The organism is Flavobacterium hydrophilum, from assembly GCF_003202405.1.
GTDB lineage: Bacteria > Bacteroidota > Bacteroidia > Flavobacteriales > Flavobacteriaceae > Flavobacterium > Flavobacterium hydrophilum.
Genome location: NZ_QJHL01000001.1, coordinates 1,002,169 through 1,027,056, shown reverse-complemented (window position 1 = coordinate 1,027,056; position 24,888 = coordinate 1,002,169). Strand labels below are relative to the sequence as shown.

Here is a 24,888-nt window from a genome sequence, read left to right as displayed (position 1 = left end):
TAACCAAAAATGGTAAAATAATAAATCATGAGAGAATTTGAACACAAAAAAATAGCTAACCCCTCTCCTTCTCCTTTTTTTGGACCAAAAATTCAAAAAAAACTAAAAACCGGAACTACGGGTGACAGCTTTGAGGTAGAGGCTGATAAAGTGGCCGATAAAGTTGTAAATAACAATTTTTCTGGCGGAGGGCTTTTGCAGTCAAAAGAAGAACCTGTCCAAAAGAAATCTGAGGAAAAAGAAGAACCTGTTCAGAAGAAAGCTGAAGAAAAAGAAGAACCGGTCCAAAAGAAAGCTGAGGAAAAAGAAGAACCTGTTCAGAAGAAAGCTGAAGAAAAAGAGGAACCAGTCCAAAAGAAAACTGAGGAAAAAGAAGAACCTGTTCAAAAGAAAGCTGAAGAAAAAGAGGAACGTGTTCAGAAGAAAACGAACGAAGGATCAATTCAGAAAAAGGAAGAGAAAGAACCAACTTCAAATATTGAAAATAATTTAAAAAAAGGAGGCGGAAATCCTTTAAATCGTATTATACGATTTGAAATGGAAAAATCCTTCGGAGTTGATTTTAGTCCGATAAGAATTCATACTGACGACAATGCAGTCACGATGTGTCAGGAAATGGGTGCACAAGCCTTTACAAATGGGGTTGACATATATTTTAATAAAGGAAAATACAATCCAAATTCAGCACAAGGAAAAAAGCTATTAGCTCATGAACTCACTCATACCATTCAACAAGGTGCTATCAATCAAAAGAAAAAATAAATTGTAAAATGCATTTAAAATGAGCGTTTTTTCTAAAAAAAATAATTCTTCTCCCAATCACTCTGCTCCTTCAGGAAGTAAGAGAGAAGAATCTTTTTTTGGAGTTCAGGCAAAACTCAATATAGGAAAATCGAACGATAAATACGAAATAGAAGCTGATGCTGTTGCAGATAAAGTGGTTTCTAAAAATGAAAATAAAAACAGTGATACCTTTTTTTCTCCGGCTCCTGTAATACAAAAAAAACAAAACAATGAAATTCAGAAAAAGGAAGAATCTGAAAATGAAATTCAGGAAAAACCATTAGCAGAGTCTATAACTCCTGTGGTTCAGCTTCAGCCTGTTAAAGAAGAAACCGTTCAGGAAAAGACACAATCTGATATACAAAAAAACAATCCTAATATTGAGCAAAAACTTAACGGCTCAAAAGGCGGCGGTTCATCTCTTCCCGAAAATACGAAAACGGAGATGGAGTCTGGTTTCGGAACTGATTTTGGAGATGTCCGCATACACAATGATTCAAACGCGGTTCAAATGAATAAAGAACTGGGGGCGCAGGCTTTTGCAAATGGAAATGATATTTATTTTAATGAAGGAAAATTTAGCCCGGATTCTCAGAGTGGAAAGCATTTATTAGCTCACGAATTAACACATACCATTCAACAAGGTTCACCTCAACCGGCTATTCAGAAAAAAGAAGAAGAACCAAATACCTCAAATGCAGAAACTGATACAACTCAGGAAAGCACGAAAGCAGCAACTGATCCAACTGAAAACACTTCTTCTGAAGATACTCCGGGATCAGGATCAGGCAAAACAGATACCAATACGCAAAGTACAGCAACTAATCAAAGTACATTAGATCCAAATAGCAATTCAGCTAATCAATCCGTTTCAAGCACTACAAGTGCTGTTCAAAATCAATCAACAGCCGGATCTACATCTGAAGCGACTTCAGAATCAACTCAGGAAACAAGCACGGAATCTGAAGGAGGCGTTTCTGTAAATCAATCAGCTGATACGGGAACATCGGGCAGCGATTCTTCTGGTGGAACTTCGAGCAGTACAACTTCTACTTCAGAAGCGACTTCGTCTTCTTCCGGAGGTGGTGAAACGGGTGGTGGTTTTGCCAGTTATGACTTATTTCTTGCTTATGTAGAAGAGAAAAAACAAGCGTCTGTAACCTATTTTAAAAATAAAAAACAAGAACTAACAGACGGCATTAACGAAGAAAAAAGAAAAAACAAAGAGACTATTCAGGCAGAAATTGATCGATTGAAGGAAACTAAAAGAGTCACAATTGAAAAAATTAACAAAGCGCATGAACAGACAACCAATAGTATTATCCAAAAAAGGGATAGTGAAATACAAAGCGCAAGAGATACGGCTGATGCAGAATTATTAAGGGTTGATGAGGTTATTGTAACCAAAACCGAACTGATTTGCTCAATTGCCGAAGAAAAGGCACAGAGCGTGATTTCTACAGGAACCGAACAATCAACTCAGGCGTTGACTACAACTTCTAACAACATTAAACAGGTTGATTCCATTATCCGTCAAAAACAAGGTCAGTATAGCGGTAAAGACAATGTGGGAGATATTATTGAAGCGGCATGGTCGAGTAAACCAGAAACGGTACAAAAAATTCAGGAATCCGGCGATATTATCTCTTCTGAAATTGTCACTCATTCATTACGATTAGCAGATAATTATAGAGATGATGCCTCGAATATTGCTTCTAATTTTGGCGATAAAAAACAAGAAGCCATAGACGCTATTGTTGACAGAAGAGAGGGAATAATAACTACTATAACTGATTGTGCAAGGGAAGCCATTAATGGTTTAAATGAAGAAACCACCAATCTAAAAACAGAATTGGAAACAAGTGTTAATTCACAAATAACCATATTAGAAACATTACCTGTAAAAACTGACGCCGAATTAGATGATATATTAAAAACCACACTTGCAAAAATTGATACCAATGAAGCTACGACATTAGAAGAAATCGATCACTTCAAAAACGATATAGGGAAAATTTACTGGTACAATGAAGAGGTAGCCGAAGCACAAAATGATTTAGGCAATGCCATTGATGAACATCATAAAGATGTAGACAAATACATTACTGACGTTATTAAAAAAGTAACGGACATTTCGACTCAATTTAAAAATGAATTTACTTCTAATCAGGATACTATTAACAATTCGTTAGCTGAAACGGCAAACGGATACCAGGAATCTGCAGATAAACTAAAAACAGATACTGTCAAAACAATAGATGACGGTGCCCGTGAATCTGAAACCGAAACGCAAACAGTTGCAGATTCGCTTGATGGTGGTTTACAGGAAAAAATTGACGAAAGCGATACGAGATGGAACAGCCAGCTCACCGATGATATTACCAACATGCGCGAAACCGTAAGTAGTGGTTTACTTCAACAATCAGAAATATTAAATCAATTTACTGCAAATCTTGACGAAGAATTCAATCGTTCCCGTTCCTGGTGGGATGATGTAACTGATTTTATCTCAGGAATGGCACACGGTTTTGTCGAAGGCTTCACCAGCCTGGTGTCTGCTTTATGGGATGCAATGGGAACCTTGTTTTTCTGGGTAGCTATTCTCATAATCGTTATTATTATTCTAATTGCTGTTTTTGTATTTAGTGTAGCATTTGCCAAAGTTATGCTGGTATTGATGATTATTGGTATAGTTGTAGGAGTACTTACCGCCATTTATTTCATTTACAGAGCAGTTACTACTGAAGGTTTATCGCCTTACGAAAGAGGACGATTGTTTGGAAGAGCCCTTTTTGAAATCGCTTTCGCTTTAATAGGCACAGGTGTTTATGCACGTTTAATGGGCTGGATTCCACGTTTAGGAAGAATTGCCGAAATTGTAGCAAGAGTAGGAACTTTGTCACGATTCATAAGAATTGTTGCACGAGTAAAAAATGTCAGAGCTCTTATTGCACTGATAGACAGCATTGCCAATCTTGAAAGACTGCTTTTGCTAATGGATAAGATTAAAGATCTTGAATTGTTAATCAAACTATTGAGCAGTGCTGATGATGTAGCAAGAATAATTGAGGCGTTACTTGCCGTTGGAAAAGCAGATGAATTACTTATTATTCTTAGTAAAGCAGATGATGTAGGCAGGATTTTAACGCTCATTGAAAGAGGAATACAGGTTGGTCATGCCGAAACCCTTATAACTATATTAAGCAAAGCAAAAGAATTAGCAAAATTATTTATTGTACTTGAACGCTCCGGCGATGATTTTGCACGAGTTGTACAAGTATTATCTGAAGCAGGTGATATTGACAAAATGATTATTGCAATGGAACGCGTAGGAACAGCTAATATGGGAAGATTAATTACTTTGATTCAGACTGCCGATGATATTCCGGCACTGCTTCGAATTGTAACCAAAGCTGCCGATTTTGCAACAATGCTCCGAATAGTTGAAGAAGCTTCTGATATCAATAAAATAATTGCTCTTTTTGATAAAGTTGCGGAATTGGATAAGTTAGTCATTGCTTTTGATTCTTTTGCAGATACTAACAGATTATTAGCTGTATTTAACACAGTTACAGATGCTGACAAAGTAGTAACCATTTTAGGAAGAAGCGCTGCCTTAGATCGTTTGGTTCCTTTTCTGGAAGGATTGACAGATATAAATGCAGCCTTGCCAAAACTAGAGGCTCTCGCAGGTGAATTGGATGATTTTGTTAGATTTCTGGACGACCCCGGAATGACAGTTGGCAAATTAGAGAAACTCCTTCACATGGAAAACTTAACCGTGGCTAAACTAAGAAATCTTCTAACTCAAGCCGGTGGAGTGGTTGATGACCTGATTAAAGTTCTGGATGAAATTAAGGACCTTGACAAATTAACAAACTTTATTAATCATTTTGGAAATTTTGCCGATGTAATGACTATTGTCGATAAAGCAATTGCTAACGGATTGTCTCGCGCCACATCTGGCTCAACCTTTATTCTTGACTTTTTAGAAGCCTGTCCGGTACATAGATTCAAAAAAATTGATAAAATAATTAATTTCTTTGACAGAGTTGCCACTAGTGGAGCAGCTTCAAAATGGGAAAACGGATTACAATATGCCATAAATCTGGCCAATGAATGCCTAGGTACATCAAATTTAAATGTCCCGGCAAGAGGTGTCGCCGGAACCGGACAAGTCGGCAGTAAAAGTTTCCTTATAGCTGATGGCACATCTGTGGTTGTTACGATTGAAAATGCTGATATTGCACATATCGCAGCCGGTCATACATGGAAATATTTCTTTGTAAATTCTTTTGCCAATATTGAATCGAGAGTTAGTATGTTTAATCTTGGAACTGATTTTGCACAACTAGAAAGTTTAGCCCGTTCCCTTTTGAATTCACCCGAATTGGAAGCTTTAATCAGAACATTAAACAGAACTGATGTACGAAAAGGAACAATGGCCGCAAGTCATCAAATGTGGGTGAGTCTAGACAACGTACGCGGGGTATTGTCTCTTTATCCTCAAGGAAGTGTGGGCATACAAATTGAAGGAAAACTCATGAAGGCAGTAGTGACTTTATGGCAAAGCATATAACGCAAAAAAAACATACTTTTACTTATTAATTTTTGATAAAAACTAATATCTAATGATAACATTCTATATATACAACCCTGATGATGAGGAAGGCAATGATGATTTCCCGCCCAGAAGCGCTATAACGATTAGTGATTTTCTTGAAAATACTCCCGAATGGAAACCCAGACTGGATAAAATGATCGTGTTATTAAGTAAAATCTCAATGTCATCAAACGAAGATTTCAATAATTTTGGTATTCTTGATCATATACTTCCTCAGCTAAAGGAATTAAAAGAAAGACTATTGGATAGGAAATTTGCTTTATTAAGAACATGCATTTACAGCGAACCTTTGTTTTTCATATTTGAACCTAAAGAAAATAAAATTTATTTTTCATCATTGGGTATTTTGCCACAACCGTATTCTGGCTATTATCCATTGATTGATTCCCCTAATTATTTCAAAGATATTAACCAACAAAAAGAACTTTACAATTTTGTTGAATTAAACAACAAAAACAATTGGAAAGAAACCCTGAACGGAAATCTTCCTAATATTCAAAATATTGAATACAACACATCAGAATTAATTTCATCAATTGATGAACAGGTAATATTAGGAAATAAATTACTCGAATTCTTAAGAACGTAGTTATGGAAACACTATTCGAACACTTAAAAAACCAATTCGTATTTCAGCTTGATACTCTTTTCCTGGCCGAAAACCCAATGGAAAAACCTGTTTTGAATCAAGTTGATTCGAATGGTTTTATAAACGAATTCATCATCGAAAATAACCTCACAGAAATTGACACCCTTTTGTTAGGACTGGCTCTTGCGCCGCACGTGAAACCCGATTTTTTAAGTTCGATTATTGCAGAATATTTACCAAATGGCGGTGAACTGCCTGAGTTTGGCGGAATAAAAACGAAAAACCATCGTGGCATTTTACCTACAGGCGAAACAGCTCAGTTTTTAATTGCCGGAAATAATCTTAACGAAAGAATTGCCTTTTATAATTATTTACACAATCAGTCTTTTCTTTATCATAAAGGGATCATCAAAATAGAAGCTGTTCCAAATGGTGAACCCAAACTGAGTGGTTTATTAATTTTGGAAGATGAATACATTGAAAAATTCATTACCGGAAAAATCCTTAAACCACAGCTGAGCAGTATCTTTCCTGCTCAATTAATTGAAACTCAATTAGACTGGGATGATTTGGTACTTAATTCCAATACTTTAAATCAAATAAAAGAAATAGAAACGTGGCTTAAATTCAATGAAATTTTACTTCACGAATGGGATATGAAAGCTAAGATTAAACCCGGTTTCAGAGTTATGTTTTATGGTGCACCGGGTACGGGAAAAACGCTTACTGCTTCGCTTTTGGGAAAATACACTAAAAGAGATGTTTACCGTATTGATTTGTCTATGGTAATTTCGAAATACATCGGTGAGACAGAAAAAAATCTTTCATCTCTTTTTGACAAAGCAGCTGATAAAGACTGGATTCTCTTTTTTGATGAAGCTGATGCAGTGTTTGGAAAACGTACAAATGTTCGTGATGCTCATGATAAATATGCCAATCAGGAGGTTTCCTATTTACTTCAGCGCATCGAAAATCATCCCGGACTGGTTATTCTGGCTTCTAATTTTAAAGCAAATATTGATACCGCTTTTACCCGAAGATTTCAATCCATAATTGAGTTTGAAGTGCCTTCTTATAGTGAACGTTTGCAGCTTTGGAAAAATAATCTGCCTAAAGGAATCAAAATTGCTGAAGATGTTAATCTTAATGAACTTTCAAAAAAGTACGACATTACCGGCGCCAATATTGTGAACATCATCCAATATGCCTGCCTGAGAACACTGGAAGAAGATAACGAAAATATTAACCTCAATCACCTTCTTCAGGGAATAAAAAAAGAGTATGTAAAAGAAGGAAAAATGATGTAACGTTTAAGCAGATTATAAAAAAGCGTACATCTGCCAAAAAAATATTTAATAGCAGATGCACATACAAATCAACCTAAATAATCTAATCTTTATTTTACCAGATACGATACTTTATCTGCTTCACAAAGTCTGAAATAACCAAAAGCAAAATTTTTGGAATCACTCGTATTTACGATATTACCTCTGATATTTCCGGGAGGAACAGAAAAAGGGCTTCCTCCATATATTTCTAAAATTAATTTCATGTAATTATAGAAATTTTTAGAAATACCACGATGCGTAATTTGAACTGTTTTTCCGGGTTTCATTTTATCCTCGTCTGAAAATCGTGTGCTTATTTCATTTCCATTAAACAATTCATCATCTGTCAATTCATATTCCGGAAACAACAGGAAATCACTTTGATAATCTGTGAGATAATAATTAACCTCGTTTGCAGGATCTTTATAATAAAAGGTAAGTTCAATTACATCTTCACCTCCAAAATCAGGAACAATCTTTTGCTCTACTTTGTCAATTGGCGTCACAGAAGTCAGTTTTTCAACAGCTGTAAAATTTTGTCCTTCTGCTGTTACATAAAGGGTGTAATCCATATTAATGACAGGAACAAAATCAGTACATACATAAGTCCCAGGTTCTGTTTCATTAAAAGTAAAAACATCGCCATTACTGTTTTCAACCCTTACCTGGGCTCCGGAAACTTTTGGCGTAGTGTTGCTGTAATAAGGAGCTGTTTTACTGATTTTTATGGTCTGTTGATTACCAGTTGTTCCTTTTAGCCAGATAATTTCTGCATCTACAACTATTTTTGTTTCACCGGTTTCTAAATCAAGAGTCACTGTTTCTTCACAAGATGAAAAAGTTATTACAAAAAGAAAACTCAGTAGAGTCAGTATTTTATTTCTAAAATTATATTTTTCAAGCCTTTTCATATTCATTAAAATTTAAAATTATAAGAAATACCAGGTACTATTCCAAAAATGGATAGTCTTCTGGTCTCATTCGCTCCCGTATCTTCATTTGTTGCAAATGTCATAGAAGCAGCATTTTGTCGGTTGTAGATATTATAAATGCTAAACACCCAATAGCTCTGCCATCCTTTCTTTTTATCCGGTTTAGGCGTGTAAGTCGCTGCCAGATCCAGGTGATGGTAAAGCGGTAATCTGTTTTCATTTCTAAGTGAAAAATTAGGAATATTGATTCCTCCAAATTCATAATAACCATTTGCATACGTTACAGGCATACCTGACTGCAATGAAAAATTAGCATTAAAAGACCATTTTGGATTGTACAGATAACTACCCACAATATTTAGATTATGCAGTTTGTCATATCCTGATAAATACCAATTACCGTTTGCTATTCCTGGTTCTTCGGAAGTTCTGCCGGGAGTTTTTTGCTCAGCTCTTGACAGTGTATAAGAAACCCAGCCGGTTAAATTACCTGTGTTTTTTCTAAATAATAATTCCAAACCATAGGATCTGGCTTTGCCATTCAAGATAACCTGCTCTATATTATTATTGGCCAAAATATCTGCACCGTCTATGTAATCAATACGGTTTTGGATATTTTTATAAAACAATTCTCCTTCAAAAGAATATTCAGCATCCTTAATATTCTTAAAATAGCCTATTGCATATTGATCCAGAAGCTGTGGTTTTGTAAAAGGTCCGCTTGGTGTCCAGATATTCATTGGCAATGGTGACTGTGTATTTGATAAGATATGAATGTATTGTGCCATCCTGTTGTAACTCGCTTTTACCGAGTTATCATCATTAAAAGCATATGATAATGCTGCACGCGGTTCTAAATTATTGAACTTACTTATGGTTTCTCCACTTTTATAAGAGATACTTCCTGTTGGAGTACCTTCTTCATAAATATTATATAACGGATTGTATACAACTGCCTGTCCATTTTCATAAGTGCTAATCTCCTCTCCTCCTAAACGGTAAAACATACTATAACGAAGTCCGTAGCGTAGATTCAATTTTTCGGTAATCTGATGTTCGAAATCAAGGTAAGCAGACGATTCTAAAGCATATTTTTTATCAAGCTGTTTGTAATTGAACGGTGAATCTGAACTGGTGGGCTGTACGGTACCGGGATTGAAATCAAAATATTGACCGTCTATTCCGTAGTTAAGTTTAAGCTTTTCAGATACAGTCTGACTCCAGTTATACTTTAATCCATAACTTTTTATGGTATTGTCCCACTCAAAATTTTCGGTTGAAATGCCCAAATTAAATTTATAATCGGTGTAGAAAACAGATAAATTGGTATTTAAATTATCAGAAAACTGATGCTTCCAGCTTAAAATTCCCATTGTGTTTCCGTAAGTACTTGAAAAACGTTCATTGATATCGAAAACGTCATTTCCAAAATATCCGGAAAAAGCCAGCGTATTATTAGCACCCAGACGATAATTTAATTTAGCATTTATATCATAAAACATTGCTGAATTATTATTATCTGCCAGCTTTAAAAATAAATGGGCATAAGAGGTTCGCGCTGCAACAACAAAGGAACCAACTTCTTTTTTGATTGGTCCTTGTACCAGCAAACGGCTGGATATCAATCCAATTCCTCCATTCACCTTATAATCTGTAAAATCTCCGGTTAGCTGACTCACATCCAGAACAGAAGAAACCCTTCCTCCAAACTTTGAAGGAATCCCTCCTTTGTATAAATCCAGTCCGTTGACCACATCTGCATTAAAGATGGAAAAAAAACCAAACATGTGAGAGTCTCCATACACAGGGGCTCCGTCTAAAAGAGTCAAATTCTGATCGGCAGCACCTCCTCGGACATTAAAACCTGACGAAAGCTCTCCTGCATTTGTAACTCCCGGTAATGTCAATATTGATTTTAAAGGATCTGGCTCTCCCATAGCTGATGGAATTTTTTTGATCTCTTCCATCGTAAGTTTATTGACACTCATCTGCGTATTTCTTACATCAACTGCTTTTGAGTTTGTAACAATTACCTGCTCCAGCTGCTGGCTGTCGGCATCCATAATAAAATTTATTCTTTCATCATCAGAAACTGTTATTTGTTTTTCTCCATTTTTAAAACCAACATAACTGACTACAACAGTATAAGTTCCTTTATTCAATTCTAACGAAAACTTCCCGTCTGCATCACTAGTAACACCTGTTTCCAATTCTTTAATAAAAATATTGGCGCCAATAACAGGCTCTTTATTCTCATCAAGAACTTGTCCGGTTAACTTACTTTTTTTTTTGGAAGTAGCTGCTTTAGAAGTTTTTTGCTTCACGAAAATATTATTCCCAACGATAGAAAACTGAATCGAATTGTTCTTATTCAGCTCATTGATAAGGGCTTTTATTTCGATATTTTTATAAGTATTCTTTTGATTAAAATACCTTTGGTTTGTATTAATCTGATCGGTAAAAGCAAATTTAAAATCCGTTTGGTTCTCTATTTGCTTAAACACTTCTTTTAATGTCATATTTTGATCTACAGTTACTGATACATTTTGAGAGAACATACACAAACTGAATAAAAAAAAGCATGCTGAAATTATATGCTTCATGAAATTTTGTATTTTTGAATTATTATTACATGGGATAGTTCTATACTACCCTGACTATGAGGAGGATGTTTAGTTTCGCGGCTAGTGCATCCTTTTCTTTTCTATCGAAAAGTAATCTGTTTTACTTCATCGTTTATTTCAAATTTTAAGTTATACATTTCTGATATTAATTGAACAATTGTTTTTAAATCTTCTTTTTTATTGATTCTAATTGTAATTCGCTGATTACTGTATTCCTCCGGAATTGTCATAGTATAGCCATAGTTTGTTTTAATATAATCGCTGACAATACTCAGTTTTTCGTTTTCAAAATCTGTAAATCTGTTAAATTCGGCTACTTCAGCAGTATTGTTTCCATAAATAAATTTTTCACCCGGTTTAAGTATCCATTTTTTATCCTGATCTTTTACATTCATTTGGACACTTCCTTCATAAAGGGAAACCGTCACTCCTTTTTGTGCATTTTCCTGAACCGTAAAAGAAGTACCTAAAACAGTAGTTGTAGTTTCATTACAGAAAACCTGAAAAGGGTGTTTTTTATCTTTTGTAACTTTAAAATAGGCTTCACCTTCTACTATAATCTTTCTGTTGGTTTCAAAATTATTAGCATATACAATTTTAGAATTTGGGCTCAGTTCTACCCTCGAACTATCAGGGAGGGCTACAGTTTTAATTATCGAAGTAGTATTTTCAACTGTATTTGAAGTAAGGTAAATATCATCCTGTAACGGACTACCATTAAAATAAATACCAGTTCCTATCAGCACAAAAATGATGACTGCTGCCGCTACTGCATAGCGCCAAACTTTAAACTTTGGCTTTTTAGCAGCAAAGGTTTTAGATTGAAATTGTTCCCATGAAGCTTCTTTTTCGCTTTCTGAATGCGAAAGTGGAGTTTCGTTCCATAATTTTTCAAATTCCTTGTCCATTTTTTCTTTATCCATGACCTTTTACGGGTTAAGTTTTTTACAATAAAATCCCTGTTTAGTAAAAACACCATACACCATTTCCTGAATGTCTCTATTGGTTTCGATCCTAAGAATTCTTTCGCGGTTTTTGAAATCAAAATTGATAATACAATCAGAAATGATGAATTGTAAAAGAGCTACAAGCAGGCTTGCATCCTTTTTTGTTCTGACATTCGTTTTATACGCTTCAATATGCATTTTTGCTCTCATTTTTATATATAACAAACGAGAATAAAAAAGTTCCTAATGGTCTTCGACTTTTTTTCGAATAAATTTACTGGCAAGATAAATATGATTGGCAATTGTCTTTTCAGAAAGATCCGTAATTGCTGCAATCTCCTTATAGCTAAGGTTTTCCAGTTTATGTAAAGTAAATATTTTTTGCTGCTGCTCAGGAAGCTGATTTATGAAAGTTTGTAGTTTTTCCTGTCTTTCTTCAAAAATTCCTGTTTCTGAATCTTCATGCTCTGGCTGAAACTGTGAAGGATCGAGCTGGATAATTTTGTTTTCGCGGTTAACATGATTAATTATGATGTTCTTGCATATTGTAAACAATTGTTTATCAAATAAAACATCTTCATTAAGTAATTCTTTTTTATTATAAAGTCTTAAAAAAGTTTCCTGAACAAAATCCTGTGGCGTAAGTACTGTAAAATTAAATCGTTTAGCGATATTTATCAGTTTGTCGTAGTAATTTAAATAAGCCTGTTTGAAAGAAGCTTCATTGCCTTTTTTTAAACTTAATATAAACTTTTTGTTGTCCATAACATAAACATGATAATAAACTTAACTCAATGTCCAAAATAATATTGCCTTCTAAATATTTTAAGGCTTGTTGTTTTTTTTAGATATTGCTTAAGCAGTACAAAGAACAGAAATTTATTCTAAAAATCTATATGAAAATTAAATTTTCCTACATTGAAAATACAGGGGTCATAACTGAAGTTCCTGATAAAACTATAGCTTTTTTTTGGATAAAATTTAAATTTAAATAAAAATATATAAATAAAAATCCTACATTTAAACATTTTTTCGTAACTTAATTGAAAATTTGAAATTATATTCAAAACTACAAAATCAATTCAAACGTATATTAAGAAAACGATAATCTTTAATAAGATGAATTCAATTCACTGGAAACGTTTTTGGAAAAACATTGAATCTTGTCTTATTTTTCGGATTGTCGTTTTTTTTCTTTTAGAATCGACGCTTTAAGAAAAATCTCACCACACAAAACCTTAATAAATAACAATAAAATTCTTTCTTATAATTAATAATCCAAAATGATATTTATATTTACTTATAAATTGAAATAAACTAAATTGGATTTTTTAGATAAAGCGTATAATTATAATTTTGAAGGAATTACTAACGAAGTTTACCAGTTTCGATTCATTAGTATGGGCATTCAGGAAATAACCAAAATTGTTTCCATTTCTCCTATAAATAAAAATCTGAATTGGTACAGCGTAGGTTTTGGAAATCTGGAAAATTATGAAAATACCATAATCGTTAACGATCTGGCCGAAATTAATAATAACGATTATGATGAAGTTTTAGCTACAGTATTTATGTGTATTCTTCATTTTTTTATTTCTAATCCTGACTATACTATTTTGTTTTTTGGAAACACCCTGCATAAACATCGTCTGTACAAACAAAAAATTTCTTCGAATATGATCATTTTAAAACAATATCTGGAGATTTCAGGAGGTAGAATGGAACAGCAAATAAAGATTATAGAAAAAAAACAAACGATTACCCGAAAAGGAAAAGAACATGAAAGAACCATTCGGGAAAAAGACCTGACATCACTTAGCAATAGTGTTGAAATAAAAAGTATTGAAAAGTACAATACGACCAAAACAGCTGACTATCAATTTGTTTTGTTTAAGTTAAAAAAAGACCTCTAATTACTGAGATAATAAAAAAATAGTATATTTGTAACGTTATGGGAGCAAAACAATTAAGGGATTTAGTAGAAATACAAATAGAGAAATCTACTAACTTTTGGGCCGGTCGTCCTAAAATGACCATTCAGGAGTTAGAAGCAGTAGAGAGATTTGCCAAAGAAAAAAGCAAACTTTTTGAAAAAGTTTTTGATTCTCCCGAAAAAATAGAAAAAATAAATAAAATGCAAAATAGCGCATTATAACTGATATTTTTTAATTCAAAAATCAAACCGTCTGATTACTCAGACGGTTTTTTTATACCTGATTTTAAATACTTTAGAACATAATTCTGTAAGACAAGACTGGAATTATATAAATAAAAGTGAGTTTTTGTTTGTCAATTTGTAATAAACAAATGACATAATGAAAACTTTTTTACGCAATAACGGTTTGGGTATTTGCTTCCTGCTTTTATTTTTCGGAGCATTTTTGGGCCAAATAATTTTTGGTTTTCAGGAACATAATAAAGAACTTATAGATGAAGGCAACACAGTAATAAACCTTTCATCTTATCTGGTTTCGGGACATTTTATTCAGGCTACTTTTGAGAACTGGGAAAGTGAATTTCTGCAAATGGCTTTATTAGTCATTCTTACTGTCTTTTTAATGCAGAAGGGTTCTTCAGAATCCAAAGATCTTGATAAAGAGGAAGAAGTGGACAGAGAACCCTCTCCTACCCGAAAAGATGCTCCGTGGCCTGTTAAAAAAGGTGGTTTTATACTTCAAATCTATAAACATTCATTATCGATTGTATTGCTTTTTCTTTTCATAGTTTCTTTTGTGGCCCATTTTTATGGCAGTCTTAAAGACGAAAACGAGCAATTATTATTGAAAGGCAAAACTTTAGAAACTGCCTCTGATTATATCAGTGATTCCAGATTTTGGTTTGAATCTTTTCAAAACTGGCAAAGCGAGTTTCTTTCTGTATTTGCTATTGTTGTATTAACTGTTTATTTACGCCAGATTGGATCTTCGCAATCAAAACCGATAGATGCCCCTAATATGGAAACCGGGGAATAATAGCATTTATTAAACCGGTACTTCAAAAAAGTAAAACAACCTAAAACTTATCATTATGCATACAGTAAGTCCCTGGAGCACAACGGTGCAGCTAGATATTGAGAATAGTGCATTACTTTTAGAAAGAAAAATTCTTGATTATAGCTATCAATTTTATAACACGGGCGATTCTTTTTGGATTGTAGTCATTACACCTCAAAACAGAAAAATAGCTTTTCGTGCAGCATTTGGTATGAACAGCTGTTTTGAAGTCGTGAATCTTTTTGATGATGGAGATACGATTGTCATTGCATTAAATTCAAAACTGGGAAGCTATGAAGTTCGCGTAGATTTTCCGAACACAACAAAACCTTTGTTGCATTACACCACCACTTTTACAGCCAATGTATCATTAATGATTCCATTTTGGCCAAGAGACATTATACCTCTTACAGAAGATGGCAGTGTAGAAAACACTACTGGAAAAATTCATATGGAGCAATTTGGATCCCGATCCGGATTGATATTTGCGAGCATCACAAAACCCGCGACAGGTTCATTTTTTTATTTTCAAAATTTAACTTCACTGTCTGAATATTGTGAAGCCACTGAAACTGAATCAAAAAATGCCGTTGGAGGAACCTGGCCTGAAATTGGTTTTCAGCTGCCCATCACGGACAAGCTTCCTCTTCCATCAGGTAAATCTTTTATAATTTCAGATGCCTATGTAGTTCTGGAAGCTGAAACAATAGAAGAAACGCCGGCTATTTGTGAACACTTTTTAAATAATCTTGTCAACATATATAAAGCAATTCCACAGTCAAAAATTGAATATCACGATTGGCCGGATATAGCTCAAAAGTCCTTAACGGATTTATATCACAGCAAAGGCGCCTGGACCCAGACTAACGGAATTCCCTATCTTAATGCTTATTTATGTGATTATGAAACGCCTTCTGAGAGCATGGTTCAGCTTGCTGTATTGACTCCCTACAAAGAATACGAAAACTGGAAAGGAGAAAAACATCCGATCTACTCAGACATAATTAGCGGATTGCCTGCCTTTTACGATCCAAAAATAAATTGCATAAATCGCTGGCTCCCTGCACTCGCTGATAAACTTGACCAATCTGAAGAGCAAAAAAAAGAAATGGTAATGGATTCCTGGTATTTGCATCATCCATTAATGAATTTGGCAAGACTGGCTTTGGATGGTGAAAAAACAGCAAAAAAACTGCTGCTGGATTCTGTTGAGTATGTTATAAAAGTTGCCCATCATTTTAAGTATGTATGGCCCGTATTTTATAATATGGAAACACTTGAAACAATCAAAAAAGAAACAGCTCCCGGAGCTGGAGGAGAAAGAGATGTTGCGGGTGCATACGCACACTTAATGCTGCTTGTTTTTAAATTGACCAAAGAAAAACGCTATTTAAATGAAGCCAAAAAAGCTGCAAAAACACTAACAGCATTGGGCATCAACATATTGTATCAGGCAAATAATACCGCTTTTGCAGCCGGTGCACTATTAGAATTGTACAAGATTACCCAAAAAAAATTATATCTGGATATAAGTTACACCTGTCTTACCGGACTCTTTAAAAATATTCAGCTTTATGATTGCAAATATGGCTATGGCAAAAATTATACGAATTTCTTTTCAGTGTTTCCGCTCAATGATGCCCCCTATACAGCGGCTTACGAAGAGTTGGAAGTTTATGCTGCATTGTCAGAATATTTTATTCAGGCGAAGGATGTTGATATTTTACCCTCTTTAAGAACCCTGATTCCGGAGTTTATTAAATATGCCATAAACAGAATTGCCTATTATTACCCTCCTATGCTGCCAAAAGAAATGCTTTCGGAGGAAGTAAAAACAGGAGAAATACAATCTGATTTATGGATTCCTTTAGAAGATTTATATAATGGATGGCAACAAAGCGGTCAGGTTGGCCAGGAAGTTTACGGAGCCGGAATGGCCTTTGGAATTGTATCCAGACAATACATCAAAATCGATGAAGATTTTCTTCTTTTTATCGATTATCCTTTGACGACACCTCACAAAAGAGGAAAATCGGTTGCCATACATCTTGACGGGGATAAAGACATGTCGTACAATTTAAAAATTATCAAACTGAAGGGTAATAAGATTCAGATGAAAGTATTTCATGAAAACGAAATACTTAAGCCATTCATGAAAAATGCAAAAATGCATGAATATAATATTTCTGGTTTTGGCTTAATTAAAGTTCAATGGTGACCTAATCAAGAAAAAAATGCTGCCGAAACCCACAAACAGTCTTTACAAATATCAATCAGACACTTTATAAAACACAAATATGGAAAATTTAACGAACTACTTTGGACAAAATATAAAAAACAAAAGAATTGTTATTACAGGCGGTACAACCGGTATAGGAAAAGCTATTGCCGATTTATTAGTCTCGCTTGGCGGACGTGTACTGATTTTTGGAAGAGACCACGAAGATTTCAAAAATGCATTTGATGACATCAAACAAAAATTTCCTGACTGCGAACTTTATGGCACTCCGGCCGATGTAACAAAAAAAGAAGATATCGATAAAATCTTAAAATTGGCGGATCAGGAACTTGGCGGAATGGATATTCTTATTAATAATGCTGCACTTGGGGCCGACGGAATTACAAGCAGCACTTACGAAGATTATAAATATGTAATTGACACCAATATTACCGGGTATTTAGCCTTTGCAGAGGAAGCTGTTTCAAGGATGAAAAATCAAAAATCAGGATATATCATAAATATTGGATCTATGAGTGCAGAAACAGATTCCCCGGAAAGTACTATTTACGTTGCAACAAAACATGCAATACGAGGATTCAGTACTTCTTTGCGTAAGGAAGTCAATCCTTTCGGAATCAAAGTTTCCCTTATTGAGCCCGGCGCCGTAACAAGCGATATGCAGCCTGGTACAAAAGAAGAGCATGAAAAAAAAATAAATAAAATGGAAATGCTGAAAGCTGAAGATATTGCCATGAGTGTTTTGTTTTGTTTATCGCAGCCGAAAAGATGTGACATTGTAACGATGCAGATACGTCCACATTTGCAGATTATATAGAGTTTTCAAAAGGCAAATGGTAATTGTGAAATATCAATTTACAATTCTATAAAACCACTGTTTTATTATAAGGTAAATTTGAAAAATACGAGAAATTATCCATGTAACTTTCTGTAAATCTGACTTTAAAAAAACAATTCAAAAAAAAAAACAAGTTTTAATTTAACCATGTAAATGATTACTATATGAAAAATTTTCAAGACGAAAAACAACGTGATTTGTCGATAAACAAATCAGACGGAACTAATAAATTCCTGACTACCGATCAGGGTGTTCGCATTAATGATGATAATAATTCACTAAAAGGAGGCGATCGTGGTCCTTCTCTTCTGGAAGATTTTATTTTAAGAGAAAAAATTACTCATTTTGACCATGAAAGAATTCCGGAACGTGTAGTTCATGCACGTGGTTCAGGAGCTCATGGTTTTTTTGAAGTAACGAATCCGATTCCTGAATTGACAAAAGCCGGGTTTTTACAAGAAGCCGGAATCAAGACTCCCGTTTTTGCAAGATTTTCTACAGTTGCCGGTTCTCGTGGTTCTACTGACCTTGCCAGAGATGTTAGAGGGTTTGCAGTTAAATTTTATACACAGGAAGGAGTCTATGACCTGGTAGGAAATAATATTCCTGTATTCTTTATTCAGGATGCTTCAAAATTCCCGGATTTGGTTCATGCAGTAAAACCTGAACCTCATAACGAAATGCCACAAGCTGCATCAGCACACGATACCTTTTGGGATTTTATTTCGCTTATGCCAGAATCCATGCACATGATTATGTGGACAATGTCTGATCGTGCGATTCCAAGAAGCTATCGTATGATGGAAGGTTTTGGTGTTCACACTTTCAGACTGATCAACGAAGCTAATGAATCTACTTTTGTGAAATTTCACTGGAAACCAAAATTAGGAACTCATGCTGTAGCCTGGGATGAAGCACAAAAAATTTCGGGTAAGAATCCGGATTTCCACAGAGAAGATTTATGGCAGGCAATCGAAATGGGTAATTTTCCTGAGTGGGAATTAGGCGTTCAGGTAATACCTTCCGAAGATGAAAACAAATATGAATTTGATTTGCTTGATCCGACAAAAATTGTTCCCGAAGAGTTAGTGCCGGTTACTATTATTGGAAGAATGGTTTTGAACAAAAATCCGGATAACTTCTTTGCAGAAACAGAGCAGATTGCTTTTCACCCTGGGCATGTTGTTCCGGGAATTGATTTTTCGAACGATCCATTGCTGCAAGGAAGATTATTCTCTTATACCGATACACAGCTTACCCGATTAGGCGGACCAAATTTTCATGAAATTCCAATTAACAGAAGTGTTGCTCCCGTTCACAACAATCAGCGTGATGGATTCATGCGTCAGGAAGTTAATAAAGGCCGTGTAAGTTATCATCCAAATTCATTAGGCGGGGGATGTCCGTACCAGGCTCAAATTGCTGAAGGCGGATTCTCGAGTTTTAATGAACGTATTGAAGCACACAAAGTCAGAGAAAGAAGCGAAAGTTTTGCAGATCATTTCGGACAGGCAAAATTATTCTTTAACAGCCAGACTCCGGAAGAAAAAAGCCATATTGTAAAAGCACTTCGTTTTGAACTTGGTAAAGTAGAAACGACTGCGATCAGAATCAGAATGTTAGGACTTCTTTCGCAGGTAGATGCTCAATTAGCTGAAAAAGTGGCATTAGGACTTGGAGCCTCTGTACCTCCGATACTTGAATTCCCTGCTAATAAAGGCGTTTCGCCGGAAAACGAAGGCGGAAATCAGGAGCCTAAAACGGTCGAATCCTCTGTAAGTTTATCTGAGCCATTGAGTATGGTTAAAAATCCAACCAATTCACCAACAATCGAATCCCGAAAAGTGGCTATTCTTTGCTCTGACGGAGTTTCTGAGGCAGCGGTTATGAATATAAAAAGCGCCCTTAAAAAACAAGGTGCAAAAGGATGTGTAATTGCTCCACATTTGGGATCAGTTCTTACGGATTCTGATGGAGCACTTGCCGCTGAATTCAGTTTCCTTACTGCTTCATCCGTTTTATTTGATGCGGTGTATGTTCCTCACGGAGTTGGGCTGAATGTTCTGGCACAAAATGATGATGCTCTTGAGTACCTTAATGATGCTTACAAACATTGTAAAGTTATAGGCGCTGACGGAGAAGCATCTGAATTGCTGAGCGGAACCACTTTTGCTTCAAAACTAACAAATGACGATCCTGGAATTATTATTACCAGCGAGATAGCATCTGAAGCATTTGCCCAGGAATTTATCGCTGCAATGGGTGTGCACCGTTTCTGGAACCGTGAACCAAACTTATATATTTAATTAAAAAAAATAAACATGAAAAATTCAGAAAAACAAGGTCAGACCAATGCGACCCAAGAAAAGGCTACTGAAACAAAAGCTATAAAAAATAATGAAAAAATAAACATTGTAGAACCGGCTCCGGATGCTGCAACAGAATTAAAAGAACTTTTCATTGACAGTCTGAAAGATATTTACTGGGCAGAAAACGCACTTGTTGGAGCACTTCCAAAAATGGCGGCCAATGCGAGTTCTCCCGGACTTGCAAGCGCAATTTTAGAACATCTTGAAATCACTCAGCTTCAGGTGGAAAGACTAAAACAAGTTTTTGACCTTTTAGCAGAAAATGCCGAAGGAAAAAAATGCGAGGCTATGGCCGGATTACTTAAAGAAGGCGACAGTATCCTCGAAGAAACAACACCCGGACCTGTTAGGGATGCCGGTATTATTGCTGCTTCCCAAAAGATTGAGCATTATGAAATTGCGACTTACGGAACGCTTGTTGCTTTTGCAAAAACACTCGGAGAAAATGATGCTGCAAAACTATTAACACAAACATTAGCAGAAGAAAAAGAAGCAGATTGCATACTTAACGACGTTGCTTTAAACGTTGTAAATAGTGTAGCAGCCGAATAATACTTTTCTGTTTAGAATTTTAATATTCATTTTTACAAGAAAACATCTGTGCTACGACAGATGTTTTTTGTATTATTATACCATTCAATTTTCAATTTTTATGTATAAAACGGCTTTACATCCACTAATTGATAATTCCAGCAGAATATTGATTCTCGGGACTATGCCGGGCGATCAGTCTATTGCAAAACAGCAGTATTATGGGAATAAGGGAAATCATTTCTGGAAAATCATGTTTACGATTTTTGAAGAAAACTACACTACCTCATACGACGATCGTAAAACCTTTCTGAAAAAACATAAAATCGCTCTTTGGAATGTACTGGCTTCCTGTATCAGGGAAGGAAGCAGTGATTCTAAGATAACCAATGAAAGCATAAATGATTTTGTAAATTTTCATATTCAATATCCAAACATTAAATATGTTTTCTTCGAAAGCAAATCAGCAGCAAAATTTTATACTAAATATTCTACTCCCCAAATTGGGATATCGTATTACGTTCTTCCGTCAACAAGTGGTTTAAATGCCGGGACTTCGTTTAGTCAAAAAGTGGAAACGTGGAAAATTTTAGCAGAAAAAGCTGCTAATCCTGATTAAATATTAGATTAATTCGATAACGGATTACAGGAAAGCGCTGAATGTTATTACCGAAGAATTGAAAAATGACACTGAAATTGTGGACAAGGACTATTTTAATTCGGCTGTCGTTTCCGGCGTTACAGGAAATACAATTCAGATTAATGTTAGATATTGGGTAAAAACCGAATTATCTATAAGCCATCATCTTTCGGAAATTATAATCAAGGTAACCGAAGCCCTTAAAGAAAATGGTTTCACTATCAAATAATATTTTTATTATAGTTTATAAAAATGAAACTCTAAGCAAATAATTGTTTAGAGTTCATCTTCTAATTAAATACTATTTCCAAGGATCTAAAACAACTTTTACGCAGCCGTCTTCTCTCTTTTTAAAAATGTCATAGGCATGTGAAATCTCAGACAATGGAAGTCTGTGTGTAATGATATCATCCAGCTTTACTTTTCCCTGAATTACATATTCTAAAAGTTTGTCAATATGTTTGTGTGCCGGTGCCTGACCTCCTTTCAATACTATTCCTTTGTCGAAAAACTGTCCAATTGGGAAATTATCATAATTAACACCATAAACACCCAGTACCGAAACAATACCGCTTCTTCTCACGGCGCTCATACAAGCTTCTAATACTTTGGTTGATCCTTTTTCAAAATTGACTGTAGCTTTAACGCGATCTACAAAACTACGATCTGGCTCAAAACCTACAGCATCAATACAGACATCAGCACCACGGCCTTGTGTAAGTGCCCGAATCTGTTCTACAACATCTTTTGCACCATCTTCCCAAAGTATGGTTGTTGCACCTGTTGTTGCTTTTGCTTTGTCAAGTCGGTATTGCAAAGTATCTACAATAATTACTTGTCCAGCACCTCGAATCCAGGCACTTTTGGCAGCCATTAAACCTACGGGACCAGATCCGAAAATGGCTACGGTTTCTCCTCCTTTTACTTCTCCCCAATCGACTCCGGTGTATCCTGTAGGAAAAATATCTGTCAGGAAAAGTACCTGCTCATCTGATAAATTATCGGGAACTATTCTTGGTCCGTAATTCGCATAAGGTACCCGAACGTATTGCGATTGTCCACCGTCGTATCCTCCGTATAGATCGGTATAGCCAAAAAGAGCACCACCTTTTTGTGTTAATATGCCTCCTTCAGGTCCGTAATGTTCCGGATTACTGTGTTCACAATTTCCAGGAACATCATGGTTACAAAAAAAACAGTTTCCGCAAGCGATCGGAAAAGGAACCACTACCCTGTCACCTCTTTTAAGGTGTGTAACAGCAGAACCGGTTTCTTCAACTATTCCCATAAATTCGTGTCCAAGCACCATTGGCCTTGGCTGCGGAAATCCACCGGAATAAATATGAAGGTCAGATCCGCAAATAGCGGTCGAAGTGACTTTTAAAATAATATCATCTTTCTCAACTAATTTGGGATCATCAACGGTATCGTATTTTATTGATCCAGGCCCATGTATAACAGCTGCTTTCATATGTAAGTTTTTAAATTCATAAAAACCTAATTAACTCATATAAAACCTCTTACACTTATATCATTCACCCGAATACTTACATAAAGAACACAATGGCAATCCTATAAACTTTAAAACTAAAACTGTAAGCATTCCATATTTGTCATTATTAGTTTTGATTGAGTTACGCTTCAGCTAAATCATTAATAAAACTTATGTTATGGATAATTCAAATACTTTAAAAAGCTCGAGTATTACTTCTGGCGAAAATGTTTCATTTTGGATTGATTCTAGTCCGATCATTTCCGGTAATAATCCTACTCAGGATATTCAGACAGAAGTCCTTATTATTGGAGGCGGAATCGCAGGACTTACCACCGCTTATAAATTATTGAAAGCAGGCAAAAAAGTAGTCATTGTTGAAGATGGTTTTATTGGTAGCGGTGAAACCGGACGTACAACAGCACATTTAACCTGTGCCCTTGATGACCGATACTATTTCCTTCAAGATACTTTTGGAGAAGAAGCTACAAAACTGGCTGCCGAAAGCCACGCTGCTGCAATTGACGAGATAGAAAAAAATGTTATCAATTTGAATATCGAATGTTCTTTTAAAAGAGTGAACGGATACTTATTCCTTGATCCAACTGATAAAGAAGAAAACTTAGAAAAAGAATTTCATGCAACGCAAAAGGCAGGATTACGAACTACTTTGCTAAAAGGAATTCCTGCAATGGCAAATTGTGAAAAACAACCTTGTGTGGTTTTTAGCAATCAGGCACAGTTTCATATATTACATTACTTGAAAGGAATGGCGGATGCTGTTATTTCGCTTGGCGGAATTATTTATACCGAAGCACATGCAGAAGACATCACTAAAAAAGGGGCAAAAGTAAATGGTTTTACCTTTTCTGCTGATCATATAGTGGTAGCTACCAACACTCCAATTAATGATATTGTTACGATGCATACCAAACAGCATGCGTACAGAACATATGTAATTGCTGGAAAAATTCCGAAAGACACACTTCCATACGCTCTTTGGTGGGACACGGGAGATCAGGAATCTAAATGGGTTTCTCAGCCGTATCATTATGTCCGTTTGGAAAGTTATGATGATCAATACGATTTGCTTATTTCGGGAGGAGAGGATCATAAAACAGGTCAGGCAGATGAAGGTATTCCGGAATCAGCGCGTTATGACCGATTGGAAGCGTGGACAAGAAATTATTTCCCTATGTTAGAAAATGATCTCACTTACAAATGGTCCGGACAAGTAATGGAAACTGTAGATTCCCTTGGTTTTATGGGAAAAAATCCCGGAGACGACAATATTTACATCATTACAGGAGACTCAGGAAACGGAATGACGCACACCACAATCGGTGCTATGATTATTTGTGACAGTATTTTGGGCATTAAAAATAAATGGGAAGATTTATACAGTCCGTCCAGAATTACTTTGAAAACTACAGGCGATTTTATTAAAGAAGCAGGTAATATGGCTTCTCAATATCTGGATTGGGTAAGTGGATCCGACTTAAATAATACTGCAGATTTACCTTCCGGAGAAGGTGCTGTACTTTCTTCCGGATTTAAAAAAATTGCAGTTTATCGTGATTATGACAATTCTTTAAAAACCTTTTCTGCCGTTTGCCCTCACCTGGGCTGCATAGTGCATTGGAATAATGATGAAAAATCTTTTGACTGTCCTTGCCACGGCTCCCGATTTGATATAGAAGGAACAGTAATTAATGGTCCGGCTCAAACTGATTTGTCGAAAATTCACATTAAATAAAACAGATATGAAAGCCATTATACCTTTAGCAACCAAAAAGGCCGTAAAGTAGTTTTATATATAATTTCTACATCCTTCAACTTTTACACATGAAAATTATGTAACTCTTTTGGCTTGATTTGTAAGAAATCATCGTTATTAAATTTTATTTTTGTAGAAATTGACATTAATACTATCTAACCGAAATTATAAACCGAATTCGC

General features: G+C 35.3%; 20 protein-coding genes. 14 read left to right on the top strand and 6 right to left on the bottom strand.

The window, feature by feature from the left end:
- Positions 1-27: 27 nt before the first annotated feature.
- The 4 genes from DMB68_RS04120 to DMB68_RS04105 are packed head-to-tail and all read left to right on the top strand — an operon-like array spanning position 28 to position 7,303.
- Positions 28-762, top strand: coding sequence for an eCIS core domain-containing protein (locus DMB68_RS04120; RefSeq protein WP_110345385.1), 735 nt, complete (start codon positions 28-30; stop codon positions 760-762).
- 19 nt (positions 763-781) lie between these two features.
- On the top strand, positions 782-5,362 hold the full coding sequence (locus tag DMB68_RS04115; RefSeq protein ID WP_110345384.1) for an eCIS core domain-containing protein: 4,581 nt from the start codon (positions 782-784) through the stop codon (positions 5,360-5,362).
- Between the two features lie 52 nt (positions 5,363-5,414).
- Positions 5,415-5,996 (top strand): hypothetical protein, encoded by a 582-nt coding sequence (locus DMB68_RS04110; protein WP_110345383.1) that lies wholly within the window; start codon positions 5,415-5,417, stop codon positions 5,994-5,996.
- Positions 5,997-5,998: 2 nt separating this feature from the next.
- Complete coding sequence (locus DMB68_RS04105; RefSeq protein ID WP_110345382.1) at positions 5,999-7,303, top strand: ATP-binding protein; 1,305 nt, start codon at positions 5,999-6,001, stop codon at positions 7,301-7,303.
- 89 nt (positions 7,304-7,392) lie between these two features.
- On the opposite strand, the gene DMB68_RS04100 is transcribed toward DMB68_RS04105, so the two are convergent.
- The 5 genes from DMB68_RS04100 to DMB68_RS04080 all read right to left on the bottom strand — a co-directional run bounded on the left by DMB68_RS04100 (position 7,393) and on the right by DMB68_RS04080 (position 12,592).
- Entirely contained in the window at positions 7,393-8,235 is an 843-nt protein-coding gene (locus DMB68_RS04100; RefSeq protein ID WP_110346339.1) for a DUF4249 domain-containing protein, read from the bottom strand.
- 5 nt (positions 8,236-8,240) lie between these two features.
- Positions 8,241-10,859, bottom strand: coding sequence for a carboxypeptidase-like regulatory domain-containing protein (locus tag DMB68_RS04095; protein WP_110345381.1), 2,619 nt, complete (start codon positions 10,857-10,859; stop codon positions 8,241-8,243).
- Positions 10,860-10,960: 101 nt separating this feature from the next.
- A complete protein-coding gene (locus DMB68_RS04090; protein ID WP_110345380.1) occupies positions 10,961-11,803 on the bottom strand; it encodes a FecR family protein in 843 nt (280 codons plus the stop codon).
- 6 nt (positions 11,804-11,809) lie between these two features.
- On the bottom strand, positions 11,810-12,037 hold the full coding sequence (locus tag DMB68_RS04085) for a hypothetical protein (RefSeq protein WP_231131577.1): 228 nt from the start codon (positions 12,035-12,037) through the stop codon (positions 11,810-11,812).
- 33 nt (positions 12,038-12,070) lie between these two features.
- Entirely contained in the window at positions 12,071-12,592 is a 522-nt protein-coding gene (locus tag DMB68_RS04080) for an RNA polymerase sigma factor (RefSeq protein WP_110345379.1), read from the bottom strand.
- Between the two features lie 557 nt (positions 12,593-13,149).
- Between DMB68_RS04080 and DMB68_RS04075 the strand changes: the two genes are divergently transcribed.
- From DMB68_RS04075 to DMB68_RS04035, 9 genes are all read left to right on the top strand, one after another.
- Positions 13,150-13,740: a DUF6934 family protein gene (locus DMB68_RS04075; RefSeq protein ID WP_110345378.1), complete on the top strand. Its 591-nt coding sequence runs from the start codon at positions 13,150-13,152 to the stop codon at positions 13,738-13,740.
- 38 nt (positions 13,741-13,778) lie between these two features.
- Positions 13,779-13,982: a hypothetical protein gene (locus tag DMB68_RS04070; RefSeq protein WP_110345377.1), complete on the top strand. Its 204-nt coding sequence runs from the start codon at positions 13,779-13,781 to the stop codon at positions 13,980-13,982.
- Positions 13,983-14,142: 160 nt separating this feature from the next.
- Positions 14,143-14,799, top strand: a complete 657-nt coding sequence (locus DMB68_RS04065) for a DUF6766 family protein (RefSeq protein WP_110345376.1) — start codon at positions 14,143-14,145, stop codon at positions 14,797-14,799.
- Positions 14,800-14,854: 55 nt separating this feature from the next.
- Positions 14,855-17,038 (top strand): hypothetical protein, encoded by a 2,184-nt coding sequence (locus tag DMB68_RS04060; protein ID WP_110345375.1) that lies wholly within the window; start codon positions 14,855-14,857, stop codon positions 17,036-17,038.
- A gap of 79 nt (positions 17,039-17,117) precedes the next feature.
- Positions 17,118-17,876 carry an SDR family oxidoreductase gene (locus tag DMB68_RS04055; protein ID WP_110345374.1) on the top strand — a complete coding sequence of 253 codons (759 nt, stop codon included), beginning with the start codon at positions 17,118-17,120 and terminating at the stop codon, positions 17,874-17,876.
- A 185-nt stretch (positions 17,877-18,061) separates the two neighbouring features.
- Positions 18,062-20,203: a catalase gene (locus DMB68_RS04050; protein ID WP_110345373.1), complete on the top strand. Its 2,142-nt coding sequence runs from the start codon at positions 18,062-18,064 to the stop codon at positions 20,201-20,203.
- A gap of 15 nt (positions 20,204-20,218) precedes the next feature.
- Positions 20,219-20,818 carry a YciE/YciF ferroxidase family protein gene (locus DMB68_RS04045; protein WP_110345372.1) on the top strand — a complete coding sequence of 200 codons (600 nt, stop codon included), beginning with the start codon at positions 20,219-20,221 and terminating at the stop codon, positions 20,816-20,818.
- A 100-nt stretch (positions 20,819-20,918) separates the two neighbouring features.
- Positions 20,919-21,416, top strand: coding sequence for a DNA-deoxyinosine glycosylase (locus DMB68_RS04040; protein WP_110345371.1), 498 nt, complete (start codon positions 20,919-20,921; stop codon positions 21,414-21,416).
- A gap of 58 nt (positions 21,417-21,474) precedes the next feature.
- On the top strand, positions 21,475-21,666 hold the full coding sequence (locus DMB68_RS04035) for a hypothetical protein (RefSeq protein ID WP_110345370.1): 192 nt from the start codon (positions 21,475-21,477) through the stop codon (positions 21,664-21,666).
- A gap of 72 nt (positions 21,667-21,738) precedes the next feature.
- Here DMB68_RS04035 and DMB68_RS04030 read toward each other — a convergent pair whose 3' ends face one another.
- Positions 21,739-22,908, bottom strand: a complete 1,170-nt coding sequence (locus tag DMB68_RS04030; RefSeq protein ID WP_110345369.1) for a zinc-dependent alcohol dehydrogenase — start codon at positions 22,906-22,908, stop codon at positions 21,739-21,741.
- A 199-nt stretch (positions 22,909-23,107) separates the two neighbouring features.
- Here DMB68_RS04030 and DMB68_RS04025 point away from each other — a divergent pair, with 199 nt between their 5' ends.
- The gene (locus tag DMB68_RS04025) at positions 23,108-24,685 is read left to right on the top strand and encodes an FAD-dependent oxidoreductase (protein ID WP_110345368.1); all 1,578 of its coding nucleotides are present in this window, start codon (positions 23,108-23,110) and stop codon (positions 24,683-24,685) included.
- Positions 24,686-24,888 lie beyond the last annotated feature (203 nt).